The organism is Duganella flavida, assembly GCF_009857445.1.
In the GTDB taxonomy this organism is placed as follows: domain Bacteria; phylum Pseudomonadota; class Gammaproteobacteria; order Burkholderiales; family Burkholderiaceae_D; genus Rugamonas; species Rugamonas flavida.
Window position 1 is genome coordinate 168,177 of record NZ_WWCN01000011.1, and the last position, 14,842, is coordinate 183,018.

The 14,842-nt window shown below is 61.3% G+C and carries 11 protein-coding genes; 4 read left to right on the forward strand and 7 right to left on the reverse strand.

Annotated elements, in window-relative coordinates; all coding sequences use genetic code 11:
• The first annotated feature begins 2 nt into the window (after window positions 1-2).
• Complete coding sequence (locus GTP46_RS18060; protein WP_161008024.1) at window positions 3-1,565, forward strand: FGGY-family carbohydrate kinase; 1,563 nt, start codon at window positions 3-5, stop codon at window positions 1,563-1,565.
• On the opposite strand, the gene GTP46_RS18065 is transcribed toward GTP46_RS18060, so the two are convergent.
• The 4 genes from GTP46_RS18065 to GTP46_RS18080 form a co-directional block, all read right to left on the reverse strand.
• Window positions 1,540-2,913, reverse strand: a complete 1,374-nt coding sequence (locus GTP46_RS18065; protein WP_161008025.1) for a diguanylate cyclase domain-containing protein — start codon at window positions 2,911-2,913, stop codon at window positions 1,540-1,542. The genes GTP46_RS18060 and GTP46_RS18065 overlap by 26 nt on opposite strands.
• A gap of 373 nt (window positions 2,914-3,286) precedes the next feature.
• Complete coding sequence (locus GTP46_RS18070) at window positions 3,287-4,480, reverse strand: aminotransferase-like domain-containing protein (RefSeq protein ID WP_161008026.1); 1,194 nt, start codon at window positions 4,478-4,480, stop codon at window positions 3,287-3,289.
• A gap of 30 nt (window positions 4,481-4,510) precedes the next feature.
• Window positions 4,511-4,972: a RidA family protein gene (locus GTP46_RS18075; protein WP_072780445.1), complete on the reverse strand. Its 462-nt coding sequence runs from the start codon at window positions 4,970-4,972 to the stop codon at window positions 4,511-4,513.
• Window positions 4,973-5,073: 101 nt separating this feature from the next.
• Entirely contained in the window at window positions 5,074-6,012 is a 939-nt protein-coding gene (locus GTP46_RS18080) for a DMT family transporter (RefSeq protein ID WP_229259007.1), read from the reverse strand.
• 76 nt (window positions 6,013-6,088) lie between these two features.
• Between GTP46_RS18080 and GTP46_RS18085 the strand changes: the two genes are divergently transcribed.
• The 3 genes from GTP46_RS18085 to GTP46_RS18095 all read left to right on the forward strand — a co-directional run bounded on the left by GTP46_RS18085 (window position 6,089) and on the right by GTP46_RS18095 (window position 11,727).
• Entirely contained in the window at window positions 6,089-7,705 is a 1,617-nt protein-coding gene (locus GTP46_RS18085; RefSeq protein ID WP_202414329.1) for an aminotransferase-like domain-containing protein, read from the forward strand.
• A 58-nt stretch (window positions 7,706-7,763) separates the two neighbouring features.
• Window positions 7,764-9,674, forward strand: coding sequence for a molecular chaperone HtpG (gene htpG, locus GTP46_RS18090; RefSeq protein WP_161008027.1), 1,911 nt, complete (start codon window positions 7,764-7,766; stop codon window positions 9,672-9,674).
• Between the two features lie 103 nt (window positions 9,675-9,777).
• A complete protein-coding gene (locus GTP46_RS18095; protein ID WP_161008028.1) occupies window positions 9,778-11,727 on the forward strand; it encodes a CocE/NonD family hydrolase in 1,950 nt (649 codons plus the stop codon).
• Here GTP46_RS18095 and GTP46_RS18100 read toward each other — a convergent pair.
• Genes GTP46_RS18100 through kynU form a run of 3 tightly spaced genes read right to left on the reverse strand, consistent with a single transcriptional unit; the run spans window position 11,720 to window position 14,515 of the window.
• A complete protein-coding gene (locus GTP46_RS18100) occupies window positions 11,720-12,331 on the reverse strand; it encodes a CHRD domain-containing protein (RefSeq protein ID WP_161008029.1) in 612 nt (203 codons plus the stop codon). The two genes, GTP46_RS18095 and GTP46_RS18100, sit on opposite strands and share 8 nt — an antisense overlap.
• A 57-nt stretch (window positions 12,332-12,388) precedes the next feature.
• Window positions 12,389-13,237 (reverse strand): tryptophan 2,3-dioxygenase, encoded by an 849-nt coding sequence (gene kynA, locus GTP46_RS18105; protein WP_161008030.1) that lies wholly within the window; start codon window positions 13,235-13,237, stop codon window positions 12,389-12,391.
• A 27-nt stretch (window positions 13,238-13,264) separates the two neighbouring features.
• Entirely contained in the window at window positions 13,265-14,515 is a 1,251-nt protein-coding gene (kynU, locus tag GTP46_RS18110; RefSeq protein WP_161008031.1) for a kynureninase, read from the reverse strand.
• Window positions 14,516-14,842 lie beyond the last annotated feature (327 nt).

Consider the following 14,842-nt stretch of genomic DNA (forward strand, 5'->3'; position numbering starts at 1 on the left):
ACATGGCAGACCAATACCTGCTCGCTATCGACAACGGCACCCAAAGCGTGCGCGCCTTGCTATTCGATTTGAACGGCAATCTCGCCGCCAAATCGCAAATCCACCTGCAAGCCTATTTTTCCGAACATCCCGGCTGGGCCGAGCATGATGCTGAAGGCTATTGGGATGCCGTGGCAGCTGCCTGCCAGCAGCTCTGGCGTTCTACCGATATCCCGCGCAGCGCCGTCCAAGGTGTGGCCGTCACCACCCAGCGCGGCACTGTCGTGAATCTTGATCGTGACGGCAAGGTGCTGCGCCCCGCCATCACATGGCTGGACCAGCGCCGCGTCGGCAAGCAAAAGCCACTCAGCCTGTTGTGGCGCACCGCCTTCAAACTGGCGCGCGTGGAAGGCACCATCGAATACTTCCGCCGCGAAGCGGAGATCAACTGGATCGCCGAGCACCAGCCAGACATCTGGAACAAGACGCACAAATACCTGCTGCTCTCCGGCTTCCTCAACTACCGCCTGTGCGGACGTCACGTTGATTCGATTGGCTCGCAAGTCGCCTACCTGCCGTTTGATTACAAGCGCCATCAGTGGGCCGGTGCGCGCGACTGGAAATGGGAAGCGCTGAAAGTCCGTGCCGACATGCTGCCCGAGTTGGTGGCACCGGGCACCATCATCGGCGCCATCACCGCCGCCGCCGCGGAAGCGACCGGCATCCCGCAAGGCACGCCGCTGGTGGCTGCAGCCGCCGACAAGGCTTGTGAAGTCATCGGCGCGGGCAGTCTTGAGCCGCACATCGCCTGCCTGAGCTACGGCACTACGGCCACCATCAATACCACCAGCAAAAAGTACGTCGAAGTCACACCCTTCATTCCGCCATATCCTGCGGCGGTGCCGGGCGCGTACAGCACCGAGGTGCAGATCTTCCGCGGCTATTGGATGGTCAACTGGTTCAAGGAGCAGTTCGGCCATCTTGAACAGATGGCCGGTGCGGAGCAGGGCATGGCGCCGGAGGCCATGTTCGACCAGCTGGTGAACGAAGTGCCGCCTGGTTCCATGGGGCTGATGCTGCAGCCGTACTGGAGTCCCGGCATTCGCATTCCGGGGCCGGAAGCCAAGGGCGCAATGATCGGCTTTGGTGACGTGCACACGCGTGCACACATGTATCGGGCCATCCTCGAAGGCCTGGCCTATGCGCTAAGGGAAGGGAAGGAGCGCATCGAAAAGCGCAGCGGCGTGGCGGTGACGGAACTGCGCATCGCCGGCGGCGGTTCGCAAAGCGACGCGGCCATGCAGCTGACGGCCGACATCTTCGGCTTGCCCGCTGCTCGCGCACACGTCTACGAAACCTCGGGACTGGGCGCGGCGATTGCGATTGCGGCAGGTCTTGGCTTGCACAAGGACTTTGAAACCGCCACCCGCGCCATGACGCGCAAGGGCCGCGTATTCCATCCCATTGCCGCCAACCAGAAAATCTACGACCAGCTGTACCGGCGCGTCTACCTCAATATGTACAAACAGCTGCAGCCGATGTACCAGCAAATCGCCGATATTACCGGTTACCCGGAACAGCTCTGACCAGGTTCTTGACGGCGGCCAGTGAGGCGCCGCTGGATTTGGTGGCTTGCACCTGATTGCGGCCGCCTTCCTTGGCCGAGTACATGGCACGGTCGGCGGCGACGAACAGCGATTCGGTGTTGTCCAGCTGGTGCGGATGGATGGTCGCCACGCCGATGCTCACCGTCAGCCACGCCGAGGTGGTCGAACGCGGATGGGGAAGCTGCAGCGATTCAATGTGCGCGCGGATCGATTCGGCCAGCAGGTAGGCCGAATCGCCGTCGGTTTCCGCAAACAGCAGCACGAATTCCTCGCCGCCGTGGCGCGCCGCCAGGTCGGTCGGCCGCAGCGCGTGCGAGGCGATGGCTTGCGCTACTTGCTGCAGGCAGGCGTCACCGGCCGAGTGGCCCAGCGTGTCGTTGTACAGTTTGAAGTGGTCCACGTCCAGCACCACCAGCGACAAAGGCTGGCCGCTGCGCATGGCGCGCTGCCATTCTTTTTCGAGGAAGGTGTCGAAGTGGCGGCGATTGGCGATCTTGGTCAGCGGGTCGACCATCGCTGCGCGCTGCAGCGCATCTTCTGATTGCTTGTGGTGCGTGATGTCGTGCAGCAGGCCGATAAACAGCGGCTGGCGCAAATACATCGGCGTCAGCGTCAGGTCCATGCATACCGAGCTGCCGTTGCGGTGGCGGATGATCACTTCGCGCGTGCCGTGATTGTGCGCCGTGTGCGGTGCGGCGGCGTAGCGGGCGAAGTAGTCGAGGTATTCCTGCGCCACCAGTGGATTCAGCAAGTCGGTAATGCTGCGTCCCGCCAGCGGCTCCACCTGGTAGCCCAGGTATTTGTCACAGGCCGGGTTGGTCATCTGGATGCGGCCATCGGCTTCGATGATCAGCAAGCCCTCGGCCATGTTGTTGACGATGGTGCGCAGGCGCTCGGCCTGTTCTTCATGGGTCTCGCTCTTGCTGCGGATTTGCAGTTGCGTACGCACGCGCGCGCTTACTTCCGGCATGCGCAACGGCTTGCTGATGTAATCGACCGCGCCGATATCGAAACCAGCCACCACATCGTCGGTGCCAGTGCGCGCGCTCATGAAGATGACGGGAATGCGCTGCGTCGATGCCTGGCTTTTCAACTGGCGGCAGGTCTCGTAACCGTCCATGCCCGGCATGACGATGTCCAGCAAAATCAAATCAGGATGGACGCGCTGCGCGATTTTCAGCGCGCGCTCGCCGGAGGTCGCGACAAAAGTCTGGTAGCCCTGCTGGACCAGCATCTTGCGCAGCGCCCCGAGATTTTCAGGTGCATCATCAACGATCAATATCGCGGCATCGCGCCGCGTGGCGTAGCTTAGACTTCCAGGAATCATTGGGAATCGCCTTTAACCTGGTGGGTTGCGTTGGCGTGAGACGGCAGTTGCGCGGGTGGGCAACGGCGAGGGCAAGCGAAGGTGATGGGTACGCGTTTCAACAAGGGCACGCCTGATATGAAAGTGACTATCCGTCCAAATCATAACGCGTTGCAAGGGTTGCCGGGGAAAAATAATCCAGCGATTTTCGAGGATAGTCTCGGTTGTGCCGAAGCGCAGCCAGACTTGCGCCTATTGGTATAAGTAATGTTGGCGGGATGCTAAAGGATTCAGGTGTTTTTGTGACTATTGGTGATAAAGTCAGCGCCGGCGGTGTTGTATTTTTGTGGGCGGCGAGCGCCGCCCACGGATGTTGCGAATGTGCTGCTAGTGCTTAGATCTTGGCGGCGATCAGTTTGCCGAGGATCTCGATGCCCTGGCGGATACGCTCCGGCGGCACGGTCACGAAGGACAGACGCAGGGTGTTGGTTTCCGGCTCGTTGGCGTAGAACGGCGAACCTGGTACGAAGGCCACTTTCTGCGCGATCGCTTCATCCAGCAGCTGCATGGCGTTGATATGCTTCGGCAGCGTAACCCAGATGAACATGCCGCCTTCCGGTTTGGTCCACTCGACGCTGGCCGGGAAGTGCTGGGCCATTGCGTCCAGCATGACCTGGCACTGGTCGCCGTACAGGGCGCGGATTTTTGGAATGTGCTGGTCGAGGAAACCATCCTTGATGACTTCGTGCACCACCATCTGGGTCAGCTGCGAAGTGTGCAGGTCGGCCGCTTGCTTGGCCAGTTCCAGGCGGCGTGCCAGTGGCAGCGGGGCGCAAACATAACCGAGGCGGATGCCAGGGGTCAGCACCTTGGAGAAGGAGCCCATGTAGATTACGCCGTCCGGGTTCATCGCCACCATCTTCGGCGATGGCTCGCCCTTGTAGCTCAGCGAGCCATAAGGATCATCTTCGATCAGCGGCAGGCCGTGACGGGCGCAGGTTTCCACCAGTTCCAGGCGGCGCTCAACCGACAGCGAACGGCCGGTTGGGTTCTGGAAGTTAGGCAGGGAGTACAGCAGGCGCGCGCCTTCTGCCACGGCGTCGATCGACGATGGCACCAGGCCATGTTCGTCGGTGGCCACCGATTTGAATTCCGGCAGGTAGACCGAGAACGCTTGCAGGGCGCCCAGGTAGGACGGGGTCTCTACCAGTACGCGGCTGCCTTCGTCGATCAGCACTTTGCCCAGCAGGTCCAGTGCTTGCTGCGAACCGGAGGTCATCAGGATTTGTTCAGGGACGATCTTGGCGCCGCCGGTCGACAGCGAGTCGGCGATCCATTGACGCAGCGGGGTGTAGCCGTCGGTCGGACCGTATTGCAGGGCCACTTTACCGTTCTGGGTCAGCACCTTGTCGTAGGCGACTTTCATTTCTTCGACCGGGAAGGTGGCAGGCGATGGCAGGCCGCCGGCGAAGGAGATGATCTCTGGCTGCTGCGTGATCTTCAGGATCTCGCGGATGAAGGAAGCTTGCAGCTGCTCGGCGCGTTCAGCGAAGCGCCATTCGATCGGGTTTGGATTTTCGATTTTCATACTTGTCTCACTAAGGGATGCTATTTGTACTTACGCGACTTCTGCGATCAATTCGATTTCCACGCAGGCGCCCAGCGGGATTTGCGCCACGCCGAAGGCCGAGCGGGCGTGCTTGCCGGCGTCGCCGAAGACTTCGCCCAGCAGCTCGGAAGCGCCGTTGGTGACCAGGTGCTGTTCGGTGAAGTCTGGGGTGGAATTCACCAGGCTCATCACTTTGACGATGCGCTTGACGCGGGTCAGGTCGCCGCCGACGGCCGCTTGCAGGGTGCCGATCAAGTCGATGGCGATGGCCCGCGCGGCGGCCTTGCCTTCAGCGGTGTCGATGTTCTTGCCCAGCTGGCCGACCCATACGCTGCCGTCGGCGCGTTTGGCGATGTGACCCGATAGGAATACCAGATTGCCGGTTTGGGCGTACATGACGTAGGCGGCGGCTGGCGTAGCCGGTGCTGCCAGGGTGATATCAAGCGCTTTTAGTTTTTCGTAAACAGACATGTGGTTTCCAGTTGTTAGATGTTTTTTGTGTTGAGACTGATATTGTACTCTTGCCGCAGGGGATGCTCACAATAGAGGCAAAATCAAGATACTGTATGGTGTCAGCCCCGTTTTACCTGCATTTTGCGGCCCGTGCCCACCACCGCGATGACGGCAATTGCGAAGATGACAGTTTGCCATTCCAGCGCCTCGCCCAGCACCACGGTAGCCGCCAGTACAGATAGAAAGGGCTGCACTAACTGTACTTGGCCGACCCGCGCCACTCCACCCAGCGCCATGCCGCGATACCAGAAGAAGAATCCGATAAACATTGAAAATACTGAAACGTAGGCGAAGCCGGTCCATGCGGCGGCGCTGGCGTGGGCGATTTGCGGCGCCTCGTGCCACGCCAGCCAGCCGACGACCGGCAGCAGCAGCGGCGCGGCCAGCACCAGCGCCCAGCAGATGGTTTGCTGTCCACCCAGCGTTTGCGAAAGGCAGCCGCCGGCGGCGTAGCCCATGGCTGCCAGCAGTACAGCCAGGAAGATGGCGATATCGGCCGCGTGCAGAGTGCCGCCGCTCTGGCGTAGCGCAAAGCCTGCTACCAGTACAGAGCCTAAGATGGCCATGATCCAGAAGCCTTTGGACGGTTTTTCACCGCCCAGCAGGGCCGCGAACATGGCAGTGGCCAGCGGCAGTACACCGACCAGTACAGCGCCGTGGGCGGCGGGCAGGCTGCGCATGGCGACGGAAGTCAGCCACGGAAAGCCAATCACGCAGCCGATGGCGACCATCGCCAGTGCGGGCAGGGCGCTGCGCGGTGGCAGCGGCGCGCGTTTCCAGTACAGCCAGCCGCCGGCCAGTACAGCTGCCGCCAGCGCGCGGCCGAGGGCAACGAACATCGGCGACAGGCCGTCGGCGCTGGTCCCTGCGCCTACGGCCAGCCGGGTGAAGGGGAGCGTCAGGCTGAAGATGGCGACGCCGATCAGGCCGAGCAGCATGCCGTTCGTTTCGTCGCTCCAGCGGCGGTGGGTGGTAAGAGTGGGTGCGATAGGATTCATGGTTTAATCCTACGTGACAAAACCAGTACAGTGCCAGTACACTTGACAACATAATTCCTCATACTGTGACGGTAAAATGACCAATACACGACCACGCACTTCCCTGTTGGGCGCCGCCGCAGCAGCAGCGGCGGAGGCAGTCAATGAGGCGCTGGCCGCCGCACACGCCCGTTCAATCGCGGCACAGACGCCCGGGCCTGCGGTGGCGTCCGTGCCGGTGTCGGCACCGCCCAAGCCCGCAGCAGGGCCGATGATCGGTTTGCTGCTGCGCGAATCGGGCGAAACGCTGATCGACCAGATCGTGCGTTCGGTGGCGGCGCGCATCGACGACCGTCTGCTGCGCGGCGGCGCGCGCATGCCGTCGATCCGCTCATTCGCGGCTTCGCACAATGTGTCGGCATTTACCGTGGTGGCCGCGTACGACAAACTGGTGGCCACCGGTTATCTTGAGTCGCGCCGCGGCGCAGGATTTTTCGTGCGTGAGCGGCCGGCGATGGCGCTTAACCACGCCGACAGCGGTGCGGCGGTCGCCCCGCTGCGCGCCGCACAATCGGGCTTCGATTCCAAGCCGATTGACGTAGTCTGGCTAGTACGGAATATGTTCCGCCAGATGCCGCACCAGCAAATGCCCGGCTCCGGCGTGATGCCGCCCGAGTGGCTGGATGGCCCGGCCATCGCCAATGCGCTGCGTGCCGTCAGCCGCCAGAATCCTAATCTGCTCCTGAGCTATGGCGTGCCGCAAGGCTTCCTGCCACTGCGCCAGCAGCTGCAGCACAAATTGGCGGAACTGGAAATCGCCGCTGCGCCGGAGCAAATCGTCACCACTGCCGGCGTGACGCAAGCGCTGGACATGGTGGCGCGCGAATTCACCCGTCCTGGCGACACCATCTTCGTCGACGATCCGGCCTGGTTCCTGATGTTCGGCTCCTTCGCCGCGCTGGGGGCGAAAGTGATCGGCATCCCGCGCTTGGCCGACGGCCCGGATATCGCGCGACTGGCGGAGCTGGCGGCGCTGCACAATCCCAAGCTGTACATCATCAACTCCGTGCTGCACAACCCAAGTTCCACCTCGCTGTCGGCGGCCAAGGCCTTCCAGGTACTGCGTCTCTCCGAAGAACACGACTTCCTGATCGTGGAAGACGATATCTACTGCGACCTGCATCCCGGTAGCGCCGTGCAGCCGGCTACCCGATTGGCGGCGCTGGACCAGCTGCAGCGCGTGATCTATCTCGGCGGCTTCTCCAAGACCATGGCCGCCAACCTGCGAGTGGGCTTCATCGCCACCTCGGGCGAACGCGCCGAGCGGCTGGCTGACCGCAAGATGCTGTCCACGCTGACCACCAGCGATATCGGCGAACGCGTGGTGTACAAAGTGCTGTCCGAAGGCTCCTACCGCAAGCACGCCGACCGCATGCGCGCGCGATTGGACGGTATCCGTGCCAAGGCCCTGCGCCAGATGGAGCGCGTCGGCCTGAAAGTAGATGCCTCGCCGCCGGCCGGTATGTTCGTCTGGGTCGATGCGGGCTGCGACACCAACGTCCTGACCGAGCGCGCCATGGCGCACAACCTGCTGCTGGCGCCGGGCAGCCTGTTCTCGCCCAAGCAGCTGCCGTCCACCCGCATGCGCCTGAACGTGGCGGCGATGCAGGAACCAGCCATCTGGCGCTTCCTTGAGCGGGAACTCTTGAAATAGCCCTTATAATCCCCACGTCGTTTAAATCTCAACCAATCAACCATAAGACTATCTCCAAATGGCCGATACTGAAAAACAAACCCTTGGCTTCCAGGCCGAAGTGAAACAGCTGCTGCAGCTGATGATTCACTCCCTGTACTCCAACAAAGAGATTTTCCTGCGCGAGCTGATTTCCAACGCGTCCGACGCGTCCGACAAGCTGCGTTTTGAAGCCATCAACAACGACGCCCTGTACGGCAACGACCACGAACTGAAGATCAAAGTCTCGTTCGACAAAGCCGCGCGCACCGTCACCATTTCCGACAACGGCATCGGCATGAGCCGCGACGAGGCGATTTCGCACCTCGGCACCATCGCCAAATCGGGCACCAAGGAATTCTTCGGCAAGCTGTCCGGCGACCAGCAGCAGGATGCGGCCCTGATCGGCCAGTTCGGCGTGGGCTTCTACTCCGGCTTCATCGTGGCCGACAAGATCACCGTCGAATCGCGCCGCGCCGGCGCCGCTGCGTCGGAAGGCGTGCGCTGGGAATCGGCCGGTGAGGGCGACTACTCGATCGAGCAAATCGAAAAAGTCAGCCGCGGCACCGATATCATCCTGCACCTGCGTGAAGGCGAGGACGAGCTGCTGTCGTCGTGGAAGATCAAATCGATCATCCGCAAATACTCGGACCACATCTCGCTGCCGATCGTGATGCAGAAAGAAGAGTGGGACGAAGAGAAGAGCGAATCCGTCCTCAAAGATGAACTGGAAACCGTCAACCAGGCCAGCGCGCTGTGGGCCCGTAGCAAATCCGATATCACGCCGGAACAGTACGAGGAATTCTACAAACACGTTTCGCACGACTTCCAGCCGCCGCTGACCCACACTCACAACCGCGTGGAAGGCCGCAGCGAATACACCCAGCTGCTGTACATCCCAACCAAGGCGCCGTTCGACCTGTGGGACCGCAACAAGCGTGGCGGCATCAAGTTGTACGTCAAGCGCGTGTTCATCATGGACGATGCCGAGCAGCTGATGCCGACCTACCTGCGCTTCGTCAAAGGCGTGATCGATTCGGCCGACCTGCCGCTGAACGTCTCGCGCGAAATCCTGCAAGAGTCGCGCGATGTGAAAGTGATCCGCGACGGTTCGACCAAACGCGTGATCGGCATGCTGGAAGAACTGGCGAACGCTGATGAGCAGGAAAAGAAAGACAAGTACCAAACCTTCTGGACCGAATTCGGTCAGGTGCTGAAAGAGGGCATCGGCGAAGACGCGACCAACAAGGACCGCCTGGCCAAGCTGCTGCGCTTCGCTTCGACCGCCAACGACAGCGATGAGCAAATCACTTCGCTGGAGCAGTACCTCGCCCGCGCCAAGGAAGGCCAGGACAAGATCTACTTCGTCACCGCCGATAACTACGTGGCCGCGAAAAACAGCCCGCACCTCGAAATCTTCCGCAAGAAGGGCGTCGAAGTGCTGCTGCTGACCGACCGCGTGGACGAGTGGATGCTGTCCTTCCTGACAGAGTTCGAAGGCAAGGAACTGGTCTCGGTAGCGAAAGGTGGCCTGGATCTGGGCGCACTGGAAGATGAAGCCGAGAAGAAGGAACACGAAGAGACTGAAACCTCGTACAAGGATCTGGTTGAAAAGATGAAGGAAGTGCTGGCCGATAAAGCCAAGGACGTGCGCGTCACCTTCCGCCTGACCGATTCGCCGGCCTGCCTGGTGGCGGACGAGCACGAGCTGTCGGGCAACCTGCTGCGTATGCTGAAAGCCGCAGGCCAGGCCGCGCCTGAGTCCAAGCCTATCCTGGAAATCAATCCTGATCACCCGCTGGTGCAGCGCCTGAAGGCCGAAGACGTAGCCAGCTCGTTCAGCGACTGGTCCAACCTGCTGTTCGATCAAGCCTTGCTGGCAGAAGGCGGCTCGCTAAGCGATCCTGCCTCGTTTGTGAAGCGCCTGAACGAACTGCTGCTGGCGAAATAAGCTAACTCCGGGGTCAGGTCCCCCATTTCTACACGGGCTGGGCGCTGCCGTGCAGTACGGCGGAGGCCGTGTAGAATTGGGGGACCTGACCCCGGAGTTGCTTATGAAGAAAACCGCACTTGCGCTGGCTGTTCTGGCCAGCGTGTTCCTCGCTGCACACGCGCAAAATCCCCTGCCGAGCGAAACGCCGGATGAATTCAAGGCGCCGGTCGACAGCTTCGACTATATCAAGCGCTCGGTGATGATACCGATGCGCGATGGTGTCAAACTCAATACCGTCATCGTCATTCCGCGCAAGGCCCGCAACGCGCCGATGCTGCTCACCCGCACGCCGTACAACGCGGCCGATATGACCAATCACGCCGAGAGCTCGCAGATGGACGTCATGTTGCAGGGCTACGATAACCTGCCGGATGTGATCGGGAAGGGCGGCTATATCCGCGTGGTGCAGGATGTGCGCGGCAAGTACGGCTCGGAAGGCGATTACGTGATGAACCGGCCGATGGCGGGGAGCGCGTTCAACGCTTCGCAGGTCGACCATTCCACCGATGCCTGGGATACCATCGAGTGGCTCACCAAGAATGTGCCTGAGTCGAACGGCAAGGTCGGCATCATTGGCGGTTCTTATGATGGCTTCACGCCGCTGATGGCGCTGGTGAATCCGCATCCGGCGTTAAAGGTGGCGGTGCCGATGAATCCTATGGTGGACGGCTGGCGCGGCGACGATTGGTTCCATCACGGCGCGTTCCGGCAGGTGAATCTGGCTTACATCATGGAGCAGGTGGTCACGCGCCGCAACGACGCGCACTGGTTCACCAGCCATTACGACGATTACGATGTATTCCTGCGTGCCGGTTCGGCCGGCGAGCTGGCGCGCCAGCGTGGCGTGGAGCAGAGCGGCTTCTGGCGCAAGGTGGCGGCCCACCCCGCCTATGACAGTTTCTGGCAAAGCCAGGCGGTGGACCAGATCCTCGCCAAACAGCCGGTCACGGTGCCGACGCTGCTGGTGCACGGGTTGTGGGATGCGGAGGATATCTACGGCGCCATTGCGGTCTACAAGGCGATCAAGCCGAACGACAAGGACAACAAGGTGTTCCTCGTGATGGGACCGTGGAATCACGGCGGGCAGGATGGCGATGGCAGCTCGCTCGGGCCGGTCAAATTCAGTAGCGATACCGGTTTGCATTTCCGCGAAGAGATCCTGCTACCTTTCCTTGACAGCTATCTGAAAGATGATGCGCCGGCAGCCAAGATCGCGCCGGTAACGGCTTTCGAAACCGGCACTAACAAATGGCGCGCGCTGGATACCTGGCCGGCAGGCTGCACCACCGGCTGTGCGATTGCGCCGGCCACGCTGCGCCTCGGCGCCAATGCAAAGCTGAACCTGACCAACTCCGTACCAGCGCCACTTAATGCGCCATCGCAGAAAAACGCCTACGACGAATACATCTCCGATCCGGCCAAGCCGGTGCCGTACCGCCAGCGCCCGATCCCGCAGTTCGGCTACGACGAAGCCAAGGGCCAGACCTGGCCACGCTGGCTGGTCGATGATCAACGTGAAGCGTCGGGCCGCACCGACGTACTCACCTACACCACCGGCGTGCTGAGCGCCCCGGTCAAAATCAGCGGCGAACCGATTGCCAACTTGCTGGCCTCCACCAGTGGCACGGACGCGGATTGGGTAGTGAAACTGATCGATGTCTATCCGGATCAAGTGGCCGCGCAACCGGCGATGGGCGGCTACCAGCTGATGGTGTCGGCCGATATTTTCCGTGGCCGCTACCGCGAGAGCTGGGCCACGGCCAAGCCTATCGTTGCCAACGCGCCGCTGCCATACCGCTTCTCGCTGCCGACCGCCAACCATGTGTTCCTGCCGGGCCACCGCATCATGGTGCAGATCCAGTCCAGCTGGTTCCCGCTGTACGACCGCAATCCGCAGACCTTTGTGCAGAATATCTTCTACGCGCAGCCTGCGGATTACAAGAAAGCGACCCAGCGCATCTACCACGACAGTTACATTGAGCTGCCGCTGGTAGGCGCCACCGTCAAGTAGATTTGCGGCGGCGACGCGCCATCATCAGCACGGCCGGCAAGCCGAGACCCAGCATGCCTATGCTGACTGGTTCTGGCACTGGTGAAGTCGGTATAAGGAAGCCGCGGATTTCGCCGCCCGGGAAAGCGCTGCTATGGATGTTGAGGTAGGCACTGCCGGAGTTCAGCCCGGCGAACAAGGCCGCTTCCGCACCGGTAGTGCTGCCGCCGTGCGTCGTCAGGAAGTCGGGATCCCAGCTGCTGGCCAGTGACGTATCAAAGATGTGGTGATAGGCGCCGGTCTGTACGCCGAGCGGGAAGCCGGTGAAAGTGGGGATTTCGGTCGCCACGCCAGCCGTGCCGTCGCCCGGCGTGCTGGTGCAGCAATGAATGTGCGAAGCCGCGCTATCGCCCAGCAGGCCGGCGAAGGCCTCGCCGATTTCCAGCACGTGCGTGGTGGCGTCGAACTTGACGGTCGCCGCGCCGATACCTTCTGAAGTATTGGGCACGGCTTCCTTGGCGCCAGTGAGGATGGTGGTGTAAGTGGCGGCGCTGGCGCCGGCACTGACGATGGCGGCGCACAGCAAGCCTGCCGCCACAGCTGCGTTACGAATACACTGTTTCATGGTTCCTCCCTTGTTAGTGTTTAGATTAGAGAGGAGATCCGTGAGAGAGTTCCCGTATCAGAGCGCTGTTCGGAGTGCAAAAAGTTCCGGGAACAGCACGACGTCCAGCATCTTGCGCAGGTAGCTGACGCCGGCCGTGCCGCCGGTGCCGGTCTTGAAGCCGATGATGCGCTCGACCGTAGTCACGTGGCGGAAGCGCCAGAAGCGGAACGCGGTTTCCATGTCCACCAGTTTCTCGGCCAATTCGTACAGCGCCCAGTAACGGGTGGGGTCGCGGTAGACTTCCAGCCAGGCGTTCTGTACCGAGTCGTCTGCCACGGTAGGCAGGCTAGGGTCGGCGTTCAAGCGTTCGGCGGAAATTGGCAGGCCGTTACGGGCCAGCAGCTTGATTGCTTCATCGTAGATCGATGGCGTGACCAGCGCTTCCTGCAGCAGCGGGAATTCCGGCGTGGTCGCATGGACGTTGAGCAGGGCCGCGTTCTTGTTACCGAGGATGAACTCGATTTCACGGTACTGGTAGGACTGGAAGCCCGACGACGCGCCCAGGTAAGGGCGAATCGCGGTGTATTCCGGCGGCGTCATGGTGGCCAGCACGTCCCAGGCGTGTACTAGCTGGTCCATGATGCGGGCCACGCGGGCCAGCATTTTGAAGGCCGGCGGCAGGTCGTCCGCTTGCAGGTGCGTGCGCACGGCGCGCATTTCGTGCAGCATCAGCTTCATCCACAGTTCGCTGGTCTGGTGCTGGACGATGAACAGCATCTCGTTATGATTCGGCGACAGTGGGTGCTGGGCGTGCAGGATCTGGTTCAGGCCCAGATAGTCGCCGTAGCTCATGTCGTTGCTGAAGTCCATTTTGGCATCGTGCCATTCAGCACTGCCATGCATAGGGCATTTATTTTCGCTCATACTGTTTATCTCGTTTTCAGGTCACGCTTAAGTCACTGCATCGCGTTTGGCGTCGACGTTGTAGTCCTGGCGGTCCAGGATCTCGCGCAGGATTTCCACCGCATCCCATACATCAGCATAGCTGGTGTACAGCGGCGTGAAGCCGAAACGCATGATGGCCGGTTCGCGGTAGTCGCCGATCACGCCGCGCGCAATCAGGGCTTGCATCACGGCGTAGCCGTGCGGATGGGTGAAGCTGACGTGGCTGCCGCGCTGGGCGTGCTCGCGCGGCGTCACCAGACCCAGTGGATGGGCGGCGCAGCGGGCTTCCACCAGTTCAATGAACAGGTCGGTCAAGGCCAGCGATTTGCTGCGGATGGCCGCCATCGTGGTCTGGCGGTGCACGTCCAGGCCGCATTCGACCAAGGCCAGCGAAACGATAGGCTGGGTGCCGCACAGGGCGCGGGCAATGCCGTCGGCTGGTTTGAAATCGGGCGCCATCGCGAACGGATAGGCGTGACCCCACCAGCCTGACAGCGGCTGCTGGAACTTGGCCTGATGTTTCTTCGGCACCCAGATGAAGGCCGGCGCGCCCGGGCCGCCGTTCAGGTACTTATAAGTGCAGCCCACCGCCAGGTCGGCGCCGTCGGCATGCAAGTCGACCGGCACTGCGCCGGCCGAGTGCGCCAGATCCCACACAATCAATGCACCGGCGGCATGGGCGAGGGCGCTGCTGGCCTTCATATCGTACTGGTGGCCGCTGCGGTAGTTCACGTGGGTCAGCATGACCACTGCGGTGTCGGCGCCGATGGCGGCCGGCAGTTCTTCCGGGCTGTCGATCAGCTTGATGCTGTAGCCGCGGTCCAGCCAGGCGGTCAGGCCCTGTGCCATATAGATGTCGGTCGGGAAGTTGGAGCGTTCGGTGACGATCACGCGGCGGCCGGCGCTTGCCGGGTCCTGCGCCTGCATCGTCAGGGCCGCAGCCAGCGCCTTGAACAGGTTGACCGAGGTGGTGTCGGTGACCGCCACTTCGCCATCGACGCCGCCGATCAGCGGGGCCAGCAGGTTGCCGAGGCGCTTAGGCAGCTCGAACCAGCCGGCAGTATTCCAGCTGCGGATCAGGTCATGGCCCCATTCCTGGGCGATGACCTGCTGGGCGCGGACGAGGGAAACTTTCGGGCGAGCACCCAAAGAGTTGCCATCCAGATAAATAACACCGGCCGGCAGGTCGAATTGATCACGGAGTGGGGCGAGCGGATCATGCTGGTCGCGCTCCAGGCAGTCGTTGCGAGTGGTCATTTTGATCGATGCTTGAGGTCTAAAGTAGCGAGTTTAACCTGAAAAACAGCCCGTTGAGCCGCTTTTTCACCGGCATTATCGCCAGCAAACCCGCATGAATGCTGGACTTGAGCACTTTTTTAAAAATTTTTCGATTTTTTTCAAAAAAACCCTAAAGTTCCCCAAATCGCTGCCGTTACCGTTCTTAGATGAGCAAAAAAGCGCGCATCAGGCGGGTTAAAAAAATTTTGAAAGATTTTTAAAAATATTTTCGAAAAACCCTAAAGTTCTCAAAAGAGCTGCCGTTACCGGATTAGATGTCGCAAAAAAGAGTCGTTTTACCGCTTT